Origin of the sequence: Acetobacter tropicalis, from assembly GCF_001580915.1 — a bacterium.
GTDB classification, from domain to species: Bacteria; Pseudomonadota; Alphaproteobacteria; order Acetobacterales; family Acetobacteraceae; genus Acetobacter; species Acetobacter tropicalis.
Window position 1 is genome coordinate 1 of the sequence record NZ_LHZQ01000217.1, and the last position, 16,724, is coordinate 16,724.

The window sequence follows — 16,724 nt, forward strand, 5'->3', positions numbered from 1 at the left end:
GGCTCAGGGCTCAGGGCTCAGGGCTCAGGGCTCAGGGTGTGGCGATACGCCATACTCTGACAAGGGTTTTCTCCTTTTTATTTAACGTTGTTTGAGAACCAGCCTTATAGGCTTGGCAAAAGAGTTCCGGGCTGGCCAAGGGGTAAAGATGCCTCCTACCAAGCCCTTGAAGCGCAGAGAAACCACCGCTCCTGCCTGTGTTCCGCTCACAGGCCCTTCCGAACGTGCTGCCATCCTCCCCAACACGCCCGCATCTCCGTAATGAACGGCTAAGGGGCCTGTAGTAGTGAGAGGGGCACGGCATCGGCCATGTGACGGTATCCCTCGGCATTGGGGTGCAAATGGTCCCCGCTGTCATACGCTGGGAGCATATGGTCCGGGTGGGCCGGGTCACGCAAGGCGGCATCCATGTCCACCACGCCATCAAACGCGCGGCCAGTCCGAATCCATTGATTGACGGCCTGCCGTTTGGCTTCCCCGGCTGGTGAGTAATAGCCGGGGAAAATGGTACCTGCGAAAGGCGTCAATGTTGCGCCAATAACGCGCAAACCATGCTGATGGGCCCGCAGAACAAGCTGTTGCAGCCCGGCGATGAGATCTTCCGTGCTGACCGCCTGCTCCGCCAACCCCTGCGCGCCGGGATGCCCGATATCATTGATGGATTCCATGATGATCACCGTCCGCACACCGGGTACGGACAGCACATCACGGTCAAACCGGGACATAGCGCTTGGGCCGCTTTCCGCCAAGGGCAGATCATGCTGCACGCGATTGCCGCTGATGCCTGCATTCACAACCGATACAGCCATTCCTGCCCGGATCAACCGTTGGCTGAGATCATCTGGCCAGCGCTGGTTGGCATCCACCGGAGAGCGCAGGCCATCTGTAATGGAATCCCCAAGGGCGACGACTGCCTGCCCACCATGGCGCACCACACTCACACCTGAAAGAAACAGCCGGGCCTGTGTTGTGGTGGCGTTTGGCAGGGTGGAAGCCGTGCTGGCATCTGGCCCGCGGGACACATAGGTTGTAGCGAGCCCGAGCGGATGCGTGGCCACCGGCCCGGTAGAACGGGGCACATAAAAACTGATGACCACATCCTGCCCGGCAGAAGTCGTTACCGGCGCAACATCACTGATGGCGACGCCACCGGCAGGAATGACAATGCCCTTGCGACCACCAAACGTAAGGGCATGATCACTTGCTGGGTCAATGCTGCCTTTCTGTGCGCCGGGCAGCGCCACATGCGCGGCCTCAATCACCAGCGGCGCCTGCCCCATCTCATTGCTCAGACGCATGGAAACACCCTCACCACCCAGAGAAAGCCGCACTGTCTGGCGGATCGTGCTGGCCACAACAGCGGGGCCTGTCGGGAAGGCCGGTGCGGCTCCCCACACGCCCACCGTTACGGAAGGTACATTCTGAGCCTCCTGAGGCGCTGCGTGCACAGGGCAGGCTGTAGCCACTGCAGCAAAGGCCGCGCCCAGCAGCACCGGAAGAATATCTGCAACGCTTCGCTTTCTGTTTCTTTCAGGCACGGCAGCAACCACGGCACATATCTCCCTGTTCCGGAACGCGCGTTGCGCTATCCTGTTCGCTCAACCATGCACCCACCGAAGGGCTGGCGTATAGCCCCCTAAGAAGGCCCCTCATGCCCGTTCCGCACCGTATTCTGATTCTGGGAAATAGTGGTTCTGGAAAGACCTGGCTGGCCCAGACACTGGCGCACCGCCTGCAAAGCACCGCGATTGAACTGGACACGCTGCACTGGCTGTCGGGAGGTTTTCAGCAAAGACGACCGCCTGAGGCTGCCAAAAGCGCGGTGCGGGACCGTGCTCTAGCTGAAAAATGGGTGATTGAGGGCGTTTTCGGCTGGCTGGCCGCCGAGGCGATACCCAGAACACAGCAGTTGATCTGGCTTGTTTTGCCGGAAGAAGAATGCGTGAGAAATCTGGAATCCCGCCCTATCAAAAGCGGGGAAGATGATGCCTCCCGCTCAGCCCTGTTCCAATGGTGCCGGGAGTATAGAACCCGCCAGAATGCCAACGCCTTTGCAGGCCATCAGGGCCTGTATGACCAGTTCACGGGCGAAAAACACATTCTTGCCAGCAGGCAGGAGATTGCCCGTTTCCTCTCAGAATTTCCCTGACGCGACTGTCAAAAACGGCAGACAAAGCAGGTGAGGAGTATGTGACGCTGCAAAAGGGGAAGATTTTATCGCCACGCCCCATGCCGCCCTATCAGGATGAAACAGCCCACATAACGGTCCAGCCAAAACAAAAAAGAGCCGCCAAACTGATCTGGCAGCCTTTTTGAACACTCATTTTGAAAGAACTACTGAGCGCACCATTTCCCGAAGCGGAAACAGCCTCGTAAAACACCAAGCGGCCAGACTGCGCTGCCCCACAGGCACAAAAAAAGACGGAAGAGGAAACCCTCTCCCGCCCTTTCCGGCGTTGCAAAAGCAGCGTTCCGGTAGATCAGCGCTTGCTGAACTGGAAGGAACGACGGGCTTTGGCGCGACCGTATTTCTTACGTTCAACCTGACGGGAGTCACGGGTCAGGAAGCCAGCAGCCTTCAGGATGCTGCGCAGGCCGGGTTCATAGTGCGTGAGCGCACGGCTGATGCCGTGACGGACAGCGCCAGCCTGACCGGACAGACCACCACCAACAACCGTGCAGACAACGTCAAACTGGTTGTAGCGATCAGCCACAAGGAAAGGCTGGGTCAGCAGCATACGCAGCACGGGGCGGGCAAAGTAGGTGCCAACCGGGCGGCCGTTAACCGTGATATCGCCTTTGCCGGGCTTGATCCATACGCGGGCCACGGCATCCTTACGGCGGCCGGTTGCGTAGGAGCGACCCTGCGCATCGCGCTTGGCTTCATAAACAGGGGCTTCTGGAGCTGTGGGAACAACGCCCTTCAGATCAGCCAGCGTGCCTGTACGTTCCTGAGTTTCAGACATGTTGCTCAGCCTTTCTGCGCGTTAACAACGTTTTTGCGGTTCAGCGCCGCAACATCCAGCACCTGCGGCTTCTGGCCATCATGCGGATGGTTCGGGCCAGCATAAACATGCAGGCTGCGCATCTGTTCACGCTGCAGCGGGCCACGGGTGATCATGCGTTCAACAGCCTTCACCACAACGTGGTCAGGGTTCTTGCCACCCAGACGCTGCGCAATGGTGCGGGTCTTGATTCCGCCCGGATAACCGGTGTGGTAGTGGAACAGCTTCTGGCCGGCTTTGTTGCCCGTCAGCGCCACCTTTTCCGCGTTGATGACAACAACGTGGTCGCCACAATCAACATGCGGGGTGAACTGGGGTTTGTGCTTGCCGCGCAGACGGTTTGCGATGATGACGGCCAGACGACCAAGACCGAGGCCTTCGGCATCGATCAGGATCCAGTTCTTCGTCACCTCCGCGGGTTTCAGCGAGAGGGTGGTCTTCATAGAGTATGATTCCGTTAAGACTGTATGCTTAAAGATGCTGCCTTATGAGCATGCGTACCCGCTTCGTCAAGAGAAATTGGCGTTCATGACCGTTATTTCAACGGTTTTTCTTCAGGTAACATGTTACCGTATCCTGACTTGCTCTCCGCCCCCGCAGTGCACTAAAGGAGAAGAAGCGTTGAAGAGTTTCTTGTAAAAAACAGGCAGGATTTCCGGCTGGTGAAGAAAAAAGTTCTTGTAACTATAGGCAGTGTTGCCGCCGTTGCCTGCCTTGGCTGGCTGGCGGCCCGTCATGCCGAACATGTCATGCTGGACAAGAGCATTGACAGTTTCCGCCAGACTCTGGGCCCGGATGCCTCCTTCACCTATCAGAAAGCGTGGCCCGGCCTGCTGGGCCGCAGCGTGAAGTTCACCGGCCTTGTCTTCCGGCAGGGGCCGGAAACCATTACGGCGGATGATGCGGAAATCTCCAAGATCGCCGCCGCTGGCGAGGATGCACGCCGAATCGGGCGGCTAACGTTCCGCAATTTCCAGTTGGCAGACCCCGCAGGCAGCCTGCATCTGGATACGCTGGCGCTGGACGATGTGACTATGCCCACCAAGGCGGACGAGCAGCACGGCACCCCGGCGCAGGCGCTTGAAATTCGTCATGCGGAAGCGGGCAAGCTGCATGGGTTTGTCAGCAGCCTGCAATCTGATCTCTCGGCCCGCTCTCTTATTGTAGATGATTACGGCCCCAACGAGGCCTCCCGACTGGAAGCGCATGAAGCCGGGCTTTCAACCGATGTTGCGCCCCAACGCCATATCAAGGCGGCCTCCATCATTCTGGATGGGCTTGATCTGGCGGGGCTATACGCCAGCCTTTCCTCCGGCACGCCCTATACCCAGCATAACGGCACGCGCGATATCCAGATTGAAAAGCTGAGCATCGATGGCACAACCCCGCTACTGCGGGTTGGTGCGCTGCATTCTCACGCCACCCGTACGGACGCGAATGAAAAAGAGGTCTACAGCTTGCAGGGGCTGGAACTGTGGCCGGACGTGCCTAACCTCTCCATGCTGCCTGCGCTGGGCTATGACCGCTTTCGGGGGTCGCTGGTCCTAAACGACACGCATGACTTCAAGGCCTCTAAACTACATGTGGAAGAATTCAGTCTGGATGCGCCGGGCATGGGCCGCCTGCATCTGGATGGAGATTTCAGCCAGACCAGCACCACCACCCTGCTTTCTGCCGGCGCGGCAGACATGCAGGTGCAGAGCCTGAACATCACCTACACAGATCACGGGCTGGTGCCCCGCGCGCTTGGGGCGGCAGCCAAGGCACGCGGCGTAAAGCCGGAAGAGCTGAGTGCCGCGCTGCAGGCCCAACTGGCCCCGCAGGGATCAGACCCCAAGGCCGTCATGCCGCAGATTGCCACCTATCTGCGCCAGCCGGGCAAAGGGCCGCTGACCATTACCATCCGGCCACCACAACCCTTGCCGGTAATGGCTATTGCCGCTGCCATGAGCATGCTGACCACCACCCCCCAGATGGCCCAGCAGATTGGCCTGAGCATCAAGGCCCCATAAGCGAGGCCCAGGGAGACAAACGCCGTGAGCCAGCCCTCGGACGCAGAAAAGGCCGAAGGGTCAGCCTCTTCCCCGCAGCCACAACCGGCGACAGGGCAAGCGGGAGCACCCGGCCAGACAGGCAGCAGAGAGCCGGTGCATGTCATCGGTGCCTCTGGCCGGTCTGGGCAGGCTGTCTATAAGGCACTCAGGGCACAGGGCACGCCTGTTGTGCCTCTTATCCGTAACCCGGCGTTTGCCTCCGGCCTGCCGGGAGCGCGCCTGATTGATCTGACGGGCCCCACAGACCAGCTTCGCGCTGCGTTGGCGGATGCCACGGCCATTGTCTGCACCGCCCATGCCCGGAACATTCCCGCCCTGCTGGCCGCAGCGCCCCCAAATGCCAAGCTGATCTGCCTTGGCAGCACCCGCAAGTTCACCCGCTGGCCAGATGCCCACGGGCAAGGCGTGTTACGGGGAGAAAAGGCGCTGATGGCGTCCGGCCGCACCGGCATTATCCTGCACCCCACCATGATTTATGGCGCACAGGGTGAAAATAATGTGCAGCGGCTGGCGGCTCTGCTGCGCTTTATGCCCGTTGTTCCGCTGCCTGCTGGCGGCAAGGCACTGGTGCAGCCCATCTGGCAGGGGGATGTCACGGCTTCCATACTCGCCGCACTGGACCGTCACTGGCAGGGGCCAAAATCTCTGGTTATTGCCGGGGCACGGGCTGTTTCCTACCGGCATTTCATTGAACTTGTCTGTCAGGCAGCCGGATTGAAGCCGCGCCCCGTCCTTCCCGTGCCGGCGGCCCTGCTTATGGCGTTAGCGCGGCTGACGCCCTTCCTGCCCGGCATCCCCCGCATTGACCCTGCGGAAATACGCCGCCTGCTGGAAGACAAGAATTTTGACATCACACCCATGGAAACCTTTCTGGGCATAAAGCCGGTTCCGCTGGAAAAAGGCTTGGCCACCTTATGGCCAACACCAGCCCCCTGATCTGCTCGAACTGCGTTCAAGATAAACGGTTTTCCAAAACACCTCGCCTAAGGAGTGTTTGAAAACCCTGCTTGATCGGTCTGGTGGGTCTTTTGTGGTCGAATATGTTGGATACTCGTCCTGATGGCCCCGCATCGCGCCTTCAAATCCGCCTTTCCAGCCCCCCCCTGTTACCTGCTGGCATCTGGGGACTGAAAAAGCGGTTTTGCCGCCGCGGTATAATGTCATTAAGACGAAAGAATACCGTCTTCAGGCATAAAAGGGAATGTCACACAGATCTGGACTATTTTTGAACCGCCTTTTTAAAAATGAAACTCTAAAAAAGAATCTTTTTTATGGAAGAGCCAGCCAGCATTGCGGTTGACGTAGCTTTATCCAACACCACGCCGTTTCCTGAAAAAATTCAGGAAACGCATTTCTTTTAAAAGAGCTTTCACGGAACACAGCACAAAAAAGAAAAGCCGGACATTCTAGAGGAACATCCGGCCTTCTCACAGCATGATGCGGCCTTTAAACAGCCGTCCTGCTTATTTCTGCATAATACGACGGCAGGTTTCCGCAGCGTCCTGCTTTACGTCATACGGTCCTGCGGCAAGGATTTGCAGTGTAAGCATGCTCACACCCTGCGTTGGCGCATCACCCAGCGGAAGAACGGCGTTACCGTTTGTCCAGCGTACGCCACCCTGCTCAAGACCATGCCAGCCGGACAGATCTGCATCGGTCAGATGCGTTGTTACCGGCTGCATCTGGTTGGCATGCAGCACCATCACGCTACCAACCAGCACCCCAAGCGTGCGACGATCATCCACAAACGGGCCGATCACATCACACGGACGGCTTGCGCGAGAGACAAGGCGCACGGTGCTTACACCCGCAGGTACCATGAAAGACACCATCTGCCCTTTGGTCTGCCGCACCGGACGGATGAGGCTCCCTGCCTCAGTCAGCAAGGACAGTTCAGCGTCCTGCGTCAAATGCCGGTCCTGCGCGTCTGGTGCGGTACCTGCCACCACACCTGCGCGCTCTGCCAGCGCCCGGAACAGTGGCTCAACAAAATCGGCACGCACTTCCAGCGGGGCAGCGGCATCAGCCGCCCAGGTCTTTCCGCGAGAATGCAGGGACACAACATTGCTGTCAGACACAAAGGAAGAACGGTTTCCTGTATCCAGATAGCTTTCTGTCAAAACGCCATCTGCCACCAGCACGGAATGATCTTCCGTCTCAACGTGATAATACTCATAGGTGGTGAGGGTACGATCGTAAAAAATGCTTGTGCCGTTTACCAGCATCCGCACAGGAACAAACCTGCCATCCATCAACAGACAATGTTCTGATGTTACCAGCATGTCCTGATAGGGCACGCCTTCTGCCAAAGCATCTTTCAGAACAAGTACAGGATAACCCGCTTCGTCATCAGGAAGACCGGCCGAGACAATCTTCCGGTTTTTACCAACCCATACAACAGGCTTTTCACACTCACGCCCATCATGCTGAACCAGAAGCATATCCCCTTTGCGGATATCTTCCACAGATACGTCTCCAGACACAGTGCGTAGCTTCACGCCCGTCAGGAAGCAGGCTGCCGGGGTAGTGTCTTCAATCAGCCAGCCGGTCGTGCCATCCGTCACAATGGTTGTCTGAGCCGGAGGTGCATAACCGGCAGCCATGTTCACGGTTGGATACGTAATGCTGCGCCCATTATCCAGCTTGATAACCAGCGTGTAGGAACCGTTATCATTCTTGGTATAGTTTGCTGAAACCGGCTGGGAGGACGTGCCCAGAATACCAAAATGCGTGTTGCCAGAAACATTGTTGATCACCGCGCCCTGCACGTTGCCATCATTGTTGGCGTATCTGTCATTCACGTAAATGGTATTAACGGTATTGGGGTCGACATTGATGGTTGCACTTTCTCCCCACAGATTGGCAAGAATGGTGCTGCCCTGCTGAAGGTTGACCGTCCCGCCATTCACATTGATGGGGGTGGCGGTGGTGCCCAGCGTGGCGTTGATCAGATTGATCGTACCACTTCCGTTGTTCAACTGCCCATTATCAAAAACCACGTTGCCATCATTGTTCATGATGGTCAGTGTGCCGGACTGCGAATTGATCCCGCCCAGTTCAACCTTGGCGGACGTATCAACAATAATCGTGCCGTAATTTTCAAAACCGGCAGACGCGAAAACATAGCCGTTACTACTGCCGTTCTGATAATTTCCCGTGATCTTTAATGTGCTGTCCTGCCAGACGCTCAGGCTGCGAAGCTGATTATAGTATGGCGCATTGACCACAACCGTACTTGGCGTTGTACTGCCCGAGTAGCCAACATTCACATCCGCATTCTGCTCAGCCTGCGGGATGGCGGGAGAACCCGTTATGTCCTCGGTAGGGATACGGTTGTTAGAGCTATCATAAAGGGCCCAGTTGTTCGGATCAGACCAGTCTCCACCACTGGTCGGCCCAACCCAACGCCAGGAACCATCATGCTGATGATAGTTGTGCCCATCACTGCTTGCGGCAATGCCCGCGCCGGTTGTGTCAGTATCCGTCGCAATCTGAGCAAGGGTCTGGTGTGTGGTGTCATCCGTGTAGGAGGGTGCAGGAACCGTTGATGGATCTTCAATCAGCCAGCCTGTGGTGCCATCCGCGACAATCTCGGCATGGGCAGGCGGCGTGTAACCACTCGCCATGTTGACTGTGGGATAGGTAATGCTACGCCCATCCTCCAGGGAGATAACCAGCGTGTAAGACCCATCTGTATTCTGCGTGTAATCAGCAGCAACAGGTTCGGATGACGTACCCAGAATGCCAAAATGCGTGTTTTCCGAAACACCATTGATGGTTGCACCCTGCACGTTACCATCATTGTTGGCGTATCTGTCATTCACATAAATGGTATTAACGGTGCTGGGGTCCACATTGATGGTTGTGCCCTCACCCCACAGATTAGCCACCAAGGTGCTGTTCTGCTGAAGGTTGACCGTACCGCCCGCGACTGTGATGGGATTGGCAGTAGTACCCAATGAGGCATTGATCAGATTGATGGTGCCACCATTGTTCACCTGATCATTATCAAAAACAACGTTTCCATCATTGTTTTTAATGGTCAGCGTGCCACCCTGCGAATTGATGCCACCCAATTCAACCCTGGCGGACGTATCGACAAGAATGGTGCCGTAGTTTTCAAAACCGGCTGTAGCGAAAACATAGCCGTTGGTATCACCACTCTGATAATTGGCGGTGATTTTCAGCGTGCTGTTCTGCCATACACTCAGGCTGCGAATCTGGTTGTAATAAGGCGCGTTGACCACAACCGTCATAGGGGTTGTGTTGCCATAATACGCGACATTGGCATCCGCGTTCTGCTCACTCTGCGGTACGGCCGGAGACCCGGTAGTGTCTGAAACACTGTTGCCGCGAGGATCTACAAGCTTCCAGTTTGCCGGGTCTGACCAGTCTCCCCCCGTAGCCGGGCCTGCCCACCGCCACGCATTGTCATGCTGATGGAAATTGTGGCCGTTGCTGCTGTACTGAGACGTATCCCCGCCTGCTGCTGCGGCATCCGCCGCTATTTGTGCAAGCTCGTCGGGACTGACGGCGTTGTTATCGGACATCGCGTGTTCTCCTGATTTGTCATCACGAGCTTTTCCAACCCAACCGACGCCCAGCGACTCGAATGTTTTGAAAAAACTATCAGGAGCGTCATAGTGAGAAAAATTCGTTAATCAAATGTTAATTAAAGGTGTACAATTAACGAATATTATATCCTTTGAGTCCACTTGATAAATTTATTCAAATGTTTTTAAGACTGAAATTTTAAGTCATACGATTTTTGAATGCTTTCATTTATAATTTCTTATAAAGATAAAATATATATACTATAACATCGAATATTATTTGATATTATCTAACTAAATATTCCGTAATATTTTCTTTCATTACGCTTGTATCCGCACAAACACCATTTAGATTTTGAATGACATTTCCCTTAAAAATCTTAGGAAGACGCTTTTCTTATACGAAAATTTTATGAAAAAATTTTCTGCCTTCTGGAAGACCCATCCCCTCTTTTTCCTGCATGCAAGAGGGTAAAATGTCACGACCACCCGTTAGAGTTGTGTCATCACTGGCTCAAAAGTCGGGTCTTTACGGGGTGGTGGGGTCAAACGCTGGATGTAGATTTTCTCATCGCGGTTAGAAATCCATACGCGGTTATGACGCAGGAAATCCGCCCCCAACAAGGCATCGCCTTCCGTCTGCATAGCGGCCACAGCCAGAACAGGATTGATAAAAACATCGTCTCCTATCTGAAGCCTTTCAAAACGATGTAGCTTGACCTGAAAAGAGTACCGGTCAATCCCTCTTGAGGAAAGAGACATATCTGCCTTCAGTTGATCCGCATACACACCGGCACGGTGCGCCTGCCGGGGTAGAATAACCGTCATGCTTGACCCGCTATCAAGCACGGCATCAATCTCATGCCCATTCAGTTCAAGAGGAAGTTCGATGTGAGAGGGCCCTGCCCAGTGAAAAGCAACACTGGAGACCGGCCCGTCCCACGTGGGCGTAGGTGAATTACACCCGCGTATCTGATACAAATTGATGGTGTGCTCAGGAAGGTTGAACACTACCTCAAACGCTTTCAGAAAATCCGCACCAAACAGCCCCACCACCGGCAGGGTGTTGATAGAGCCAAAAACTCTGGGTGTATCAACCAAGACAACGTTTTCTGCTTTGGCAGCCCCCAACCCCAGTGTGTCCACCTGAAAAATAGAGGACAGAACAACGCCCCCTACGCCTTGAACTGGCACATCTCCCGGCATAATCCTGAGTTTGTAATCGTGCGCCGCCTTGCGCGAAACCATGGAGACACTGGCCCCGGTATCCACAATCATGCCAGCTTTCTGGCCATTGAGCGTGACTTCCACCACGGGCGAGCCCTGAGTGTTCACAACCGGCAGGGTGCCCAACGTGGCAATCCGACACCCTTGGGGCCTTTGCGCACATCCGGCCACCCCTATCAGAATGGCCAGACATATCCCCCGAAACCGCTGCATCATTCCCGCGTCCCTCCATCCGGAGCGGGAGGGAGGAAAAAACCTTTCCTCAGCCGCCCTTTTTGGCCGCCCCCCCACGGGGGCGAACGGCCGGAAGCATTTCTCCGGTTACCGCGTAATAGACACGTTCTGCAATATTGGTGGCGTGATCTCCGATCCGCTCCAGATTTTTGGCCACAAACAACAGATGAATACAGGGGCCGATCTTGCGCGGATCTTCCATCATGTATGTCACCAGTTCCCGGAACATGGCGGTATAGAGTTCATCCACCGCCGTATCCGCATTCCAGACCTCCATGGCGCGGGTGCTGTCATTGTTGGCCATGGCCTCAATAGCCTTGTTCAGGTTTTCCTGCACAAGGCGACTCATGCTGCGCAGCGCACCAAAGGATAGCGCACCATCCAGCGGCTCCACCTTCATGGCCCGACGGGCAATGCTGGACGCATAATCTCCAATACGTTCCAGATCACCTGTTATTTTCAGCACAGCCACAATCAGCCGCAGGTCCACCGCCATGGGCGCGCGCAGAGCCAGAATACGGATAGCCAGACTCTCGGCATCCCGCTCCAGCGCGTCCACCTCAACATCCAGTTCAGGGGGCTCTACCGCAGCTTCCTCATTCTGATCCACCACGGCGGCAATGGCCTGTGCGGTCTGGCGTTCTACCAGGCCGCCCATCCGGGCCACAATGCCACGCAGGCGGTCCAGTTCCTGATCATAGCGGGTGACGGTATGTGCGGGTTCATTTCCCATCGGTCTGCCCTCCCTGTTCAGCCAAAGCGGCCGGTAATGTAGTCCTGTGTACGGCTCTCACGCGGGTTGGTGAACATGCGGGCCGTGCTGTCCACTTCCACCAACTCGCCCAGATAGAAGAACGCCACCTGATCCGCACAACGCGCTGCCTGCTGCATGTTGTGCGTTACAATCGCAATAGTGAACTCAGTTTTCAGTTCATCCAGCAGTTCTTCAATACGGGCGGTGGAAACCGGATCAAGCGCGGATGTTGGTTCGTCCAGCAGAATCACTTCCGGCCGCGTGGCAATGGTGCGGGCAATACACAGCCGCTGTTGCTGGCCACCAGACATGGCTGTGGCGGACGCCTGAAGGCGATCCTTCACTTCCGCCCATAAAGCCACGCGGCGCAGAGCATCCTCTACCCTGCCATCCATTTCAGACCGGCTGACGCGTTCATGCAGGCGGATGCCAAAAGCAATATTATCATAAATGGACATGGGGAACGGGGTTGGTTTCTGAAACACCATGCCAATGCGAGACCGCAGCAGATTGAGATCAACCCTTGGGGCCAGAATGTTCTGGCCATCAAACAGCACCTCTCCCGTGGCTTTCTGGCCGGGGTAGAGATCATACATGCGGTTGAGCACCCGCAGCAGGGTAGATTTACCACACCCTGAGGGACCGATCATGCCTGTCACGCTCCGCTCGGGGAAATCGAGCGAGATATCATGCAGCGCACGGGTTTTACCGTAATAGAAATCCAGATTCCGCACCTGAATGGCCAGCGCGTGCGGCGCGTCCGCAAAACCTTGGCCCGCCGTTATACTTTCTGGCTGCATGGTGCTGCTCCTGGTATCTCCGTTCATGTCCGTCCCCCGCGGATGCCCACCCGCACCACAATATTGATAATCAGAACCCCCATTGTCACCAGCAGCGCGCCGGTCCATGCCTGCTGCATCCAGTCCTGATAGGCGGAGCCCGCATACTGGTAGATGGCAACAGGCAGACTGGCCATGGGCCGCCGCATGTCCAGAGACCATTCGGAATTGCCCAGTGAGGTAAACAGCAGGGGGGCCGTTTCACCCGCCACACGGGCAATAGCCAGCAGAACGCCGGTCATGATACCGCCACGCGCGGCCCGCACACAGATAAACAGGATCACCCGCCATTTTGGGGCACCCAGTGCAATACCTGCCTCACGCATGGCAACAGGCACCAGCCGGAGCATATCCTCCGTGGTACGCACCATGATGGGCATGGCCAGAATGGCCAGCGCCACGGCCCCCGCATAACCCGAAAAGTGCCCCAGCGGGGCCACCAGAACCATGTAAATAAACAGGCCGATCAGAATGGACGGAGCCGACAGCAGCATGTCCGACACAAACCGCACAGTGCGGGCCAACACGCTGCCTGCCCCGTACTCCGCCAAATAAATGCCGGTCAGCAACCCTGCGGGCGCGCCCAGTAGAATGGCCAACCCTGTCTGCAACAGGCTGCCTGCAATGGCATTGGCCAGCCCGCCATCTGCCCCCGGTGCACCCATGGAATGCGTAAACAGGTGAAGTGAGAGACCCGGCAAACCGTTTCTGAGCAGCGTCCACAAAATGGAGCCAAGCACCAACACCACAATACAGGTGGCGCACCAGCTCAACACCGTAGCCAGATGGTCCATCACCCGCCGCTGCATAGCGCGGGAGCGGAACTTGCCTGAAACCGGACGGCCAAGACTTTGCTGGTTCATGAGCGCTTCCCTGCCTGTGCTTCACCACGCGCCAGCAGAATGCGCGAACACCAGAGGGTGATAAAGGAAATGGCCATCAGGATTGCCCCCAATGCCAGAAGAGACGCCAGCTTGAGGCTGCCAGCCGGGCTTTCTGGAAATTCCAACGCAATAAGAGACGCAATGGTGTTGGCAGGCGCAAACAGAGACCACCCAATATGGTTACTGTCACCAATCACAAAGGTCACGGCCATGGTTTCTCCCATGGCGCGGCCCATGCCCAGCACAATGCCACCTACCACCCCCTGACGGGACCATGGCAGTACAACCTGACGCATGACCTCCCATCGGGTAGCACCCAGACCGTACGCGCTTTCACGCAGAACAGTTGGCATGGAGGTAAACACATCCCGCATGACAGCGGTGATGGACGGCATGATCATGATGGCCAGCACCAGCCCCGCCGTCAGCAGCCCCGTGCCAAACGGTGCGCCAGCCACCAGAGCGGAAAGGCCCGGCACATGCCCGAACAGATGTCGGGCCATAGGCTGCACGTAATGCGCCATGGGCGGTACCAGTACGAAGAACCCCCACATGCCGAAAATGATGGAGGGCACAGCCGCCAGAAGCTGCACGGCCATGCCAATAACGGAGGCAAGGACTGGCGGGGCAAGGGCTGTCAGCCAGAAGGCCGTGCCAAAAGCCAGAGGCACTGCAATAAGCAGAGCCAGAGCACTGCTGGCCAGAGTGCCAAAAACCGGGGCCGCCGCCCCAAAATGTTGCGTAACCGGGTTCCAGATTGCCGTGACCAGAAAATGGAGGCCAAACGCCCGGAACGCAGGCAGACCGCCAAGGGTCATGACGGCAATAATTGCCCCCAGCACCAGCAAAACGCCAATGCCTGTCATGACAACCAATGCCTTGAAGAGTGGGTCCCCAGTAAACCGCGCGCCAGCGCGGGGCTTCACGCCATCCACCGGGGCGGGCTGCGTTGCGGATACGTTCATCTGCACTCCGTTCCGATCTGCAATCGGGCGCTGCGAGCAATACTGAACCCCCCGCTCTCCTGCAACCACAGGAGCACGGAAAGCCTGACAAAGTCTCATTTTGTCATAAAACTGTAGTATTTACGGCGCACGCTGCCCACATGCACAGATGCCACCTGACAGAAACGCCTTTGTACCGTATAAGGTGCGCCCCATATGCTGGCCCCCCGCCACGCATTCGCCCTGATATCGTCCTCTCCCTGATATCAGAGTCCTGTGAACCATGACCAGAGAGACCCGCAATAATGGCCGGTTATCGCTCCCGCACCACCACCCACGGCCGCAACATGGCAGGCGCGCGCAGCCTGTGGCGCGCTACAGGCATGAAGGATTCGGATTTCGGTAAACCGATTATTGCCGTCGCCAATTCCTTCACCCAGTTTGTGCCCGGCCATGTTCACCTGAAAGACTTGGGCCAGCTTGTGTGCGAGTCCATTGCGGAAGCTGGCGGTATTGGCCGTGAATTCAACACCATTGCGGTGGATGATGGCATTGCCATGGGTCATGGTGGCATGCTGTACAGCCTGCCCTCCCGCGAACTGATTGCCGATGCCGTTGAATATATGGTCAACGCCCACTGCGCGGATGCGCTGGTGTGCATCAGCAACTGTGACAAAATTACTCCCGGCATGCTGATGGCCGCCATGCGGCTGAACATTCCCACCATTTTTGTTTCTGGTGGGCCGATGGAAGCCGGGCGCGTCACGCTGAACGATATTGAACAGCGCGCGGACCTTGTGACCTCCATGGTGGCCGCCGCCAACCCGAGCGTGAGTGAAGCGGATTCGGAAATCATTGAACGGTCTGCCTGCCCCACCTGCGGCTCCTGCTCCGGCATGTTCACCGCCAACTCCATGAACTGCCTGACCGAAGCACTGGGCCTGTCCCTGCCCGGCAATGGCAGCCTTGTGGCCACTCACTCCGCCCGGCGTGAGCTGTTTGTGGAAGCTGGCCGCCGCATTGTGGATCTGGCCCGCCGCCATTACGAGCAGGAAGACGCCAGCGTGCTGCCCCGCAGCATTGCCACCATGCAGGCGTTTGAAAACGCAATGTCGGTCGATATTGCCATGGGTGGTTCAACCAACACTGTGCTGCATCTTCTGGCAGCCGCGCATGAAGGCAATGTGCCCTTCACCATGAAGGACATTGATCAGCTTTCCCGTCGGGTGCCCAACCTGTGCAAGGTCTCTCCTTCCCGCCCGGATGTGCATATGGAAGATGTGCACCGCGCCGGCGGTATTCCCGCCATTATGGGTGAACTGGACCGGCTGGGCCTGCTGCATAACGATATCCCGATGGTCCACGCCCCCTCCGTTACGGACGCGCTGGCCAAGTGGGATATCCGCGCGGCCGATGGTGCACCAAAGCCGGAAGCGGAAACCTTCTTCCGCTCCGCACCGGGGGGCATCCGCACGACACAGGCGTTCTCGCAGTCCAGCGTATACAAGGAACTGGACAAGGACCAGAGCACAGGCGCCATCCGTGACGCAGCCCACGCCTATAGCAAGGATGGCGGGCTGGCCGTGCTGTACGGCAACATTGCCGAAGACGGCGCGATTGTGAAAACCGCCGGGGTAGCTGCCGGGCTTGAAACGTTTTCTGGCCCTGCCCGCATATTTGAAAGCCAGGATGCGGCTGTTTCCGCCATTCTGGGTGACAAAATCAAACCCGGTGATGTGGTGCTGATCCGTTATGAAGGCCCCAAGGGTGGCCCCGGCATGCAGGAAATGCTCTACCCCACCAGCTATCTGAAATCCAAAGGGCTGGCAGAAAAATGCGCCCTGATTACAGACGGCCGCTTCTCTGGCGGAAGCTCTGGCCTTTCCATTGGCCATATCTCGCCTGAAGCAGGGGAAGGTGGCACCATCGGGCTGGTGGAAGAAGGTGATATTATTGAAATTGATATCCCCAACCGCCGTCTGGCCGTAGCCGTTGCGGACAGTGAGCTTTCCGCACGCCGCGAAAAGATGGATGACAAGGGCGATCAGGCTTGGCAGCCACAGCGTGACCGCGTTGTCTCCAATGCGCTCAAGGCCTATGCGGCCCTGACCACCAGCGCCGCACGGGGCGCTGTGCGCGATGTCAGCCAGTTGACCCGCCGCACACCGCGCTAAAAAGACAGACTACAGTTACAAAAAACCGGGCCTCTCGCCCGGTTTTTTTATGCGCC

General features: G+C 57.0%; 13 protein-coding genes. 4 read left to right on the forward strand and 9 right to left on the reverse strand.

From position 1 onward, the window contains the following. Positions 1-269: 269 nt before the first annotated feature. Positions 270-1,550, reverse strand: a complete 1,281-nt coding sequence (locus tag AD944_RS12220; protein ID WP_045542640.1) for an SGNH/GDSL hydrolase family protein — start codon at positions 1,548-1,550, stop codon at positions 270-272. Positions 1,551-1,651: 101 nt separating this feature from the next. Between AD944_RS12220 and AD944_RS12225 the strand changes: the two genes are divergently transcribed. Further along, positions 1,652-2,149, forward strand: coding sequence for an AAA family ATPase (locus AD944_RS12225; protein WP_045542639.1), 498 nt, complete (start codon positions 1,652-1,654; stop codon positions 2,147-2,149). Between the two features lie 331 nt (positions 2,150-2,480). On the opposite strand, the gene rpsI is transcribed toward AD944_RS12225, so the two are convergent. Beyond that, complete coding sequence (gene rpsI, locus AD944_RS12230) at positions 2,481-2,966, reverse strand: 30S ribosomal protein S9 (RefSeq protein ID WP_006560058.1); 486 nt, start codon at positions 2,964-2,966, stop codon at positions 2,481-2,483. A 5-nt stretch (positions 2,967-2,971) separates the two neighbouring features. Then, entirely contained in the window at positions 2,972-3,448 is a 477-nt protein-coding gene (rplM, locus tag AD944_RS12235) for a 50S ribosomal protein L13 (protein ID WP_006560057.1), read from the reverse strand. A gap of 219 nt (positions 3,449-3,667) precedes the next feature. Between rplM and AD944_RS12240 the strand changes: the two genes are divergently transcribed. Then, positions 3,668-5,017: a hypothetical protein gene (locus tag AD944_RS12240; RefSeq protein WP_045542638.1), complete on the forward strand. Its 1,350-nt coding sequence runs from the start codon at positions 3,668-3,670 to the stop codon at positions 5,015-5,017. Positions 5,018-5,152: 135 nt separating this feature from the next. Then, the gene (locus AD944_RS12245; RefSeq protein ID WP_045542642.1) at positions 5,153-5,995 is read left to right on the forward strand and encodes an SDR family oxidoreductase; all 843 of its coding nucleotides are present in this window, start codon (positions 5,153-5,155) and stop codon (positions 5,993-5,995) included. 527 nt (positions 5,996-6,522) lie between these two features. Here the strand turns inward: AD944_RS12245 and AD944_RS12250 are convergent. The 6 genes from AD944_RS12250 to pstC form a co-directional block, all read right to left on the reverse strand. Then, a complete protein-coding gene (locus AD944_RS12250) occupies positions 6,523-9,609 on the reverse strand; it encodes a Hint domain-containing protein (protein ID WP_082741252.1) in 3,087 nt (1,028 codons plus the stop codon). Positions 9,610-10,104: 495 nt separating this feature from the next. Further along, positions 10,105-11,055, reverse strand: a complete 951-nt coding sequence (locus tag AD944_RS12255) for an aspartyl protease family protein (RefSeq protein ID WP_052427194.1) — start codon at positions 11,053-11,055, stop codon at positions 10,105-10,107. 46 nt (positions 11,056-11,101) lie between these two features. After that, complete coding sequence (phoU, locus tag AD944_RS12260; protein ID WP_035380108.1) at positions 11,102-11,806, reverse strand: phosphate signaling complex protein PhoU; 705 nt, start codon at positions 11,804-11,806, stop codon at positions 11,102-11,104. Positions 11,807-11,823: 17 nt separating this feature from the next. Next, complete coding sequence (gene pstB, locus AD944_RS12265; protein ID WP_373317175.1) at positions 11,824-12,627, reverse strand: phosphate ABC transporter ATP-binding protein PstB; 804 nt, start codon at positions 12,625-12,627, stop codon at positions 11,824-11,826. Positions 12,628-12,650: 23 nt separating this feature from the next. Beyond that, positions 12,651-13,529 (reverse strand): phosphate ABC transporter permease PstA, encoded by an 879-nt coding sequence (pstA, locus tag AD944_RS12270; RefSeq protein WP_045542624.1) that lies wholly within the window; start codon positions 13,527-13,529, stop codon positions 12,651-12,653. After that, positions 13,526-14,515 carry a phosphate ABC transporter permease subunit PstC gene (pstC, locus tag AD944_RS12275; RefSeq protein ID WP_035380113.1) on the reverse strand — a complete coding sequence of 330 codons (990 nt, stop codon included), beginning with the start codon at positions 14,513-14,515 and terminating at the stop codon, positions 13,526-13,528. Before pstC ends, pstA begins: the two co-directional genes overlap by 4 nt. A 284-nt stretch (positions 14,516-14,799) precedes the next feature. Here pstC and ilvD point away from each other — a divergent pair, with 284 nt between their 5' ends. Further along, positions 14,800-16,668: a dihydroxy-acid dehydratase gene (ilvD, locus tag AD944_RS12280; protein ID WP_045542623.1), complete on the forward strand. Its 1,869-nt coding sequence runs from the start codon at positions 14,800-14,802 to the stop codon at positions 16,666-16,668. Positions 16,669-16,724 lie beyond the last annotated feature (56 nt).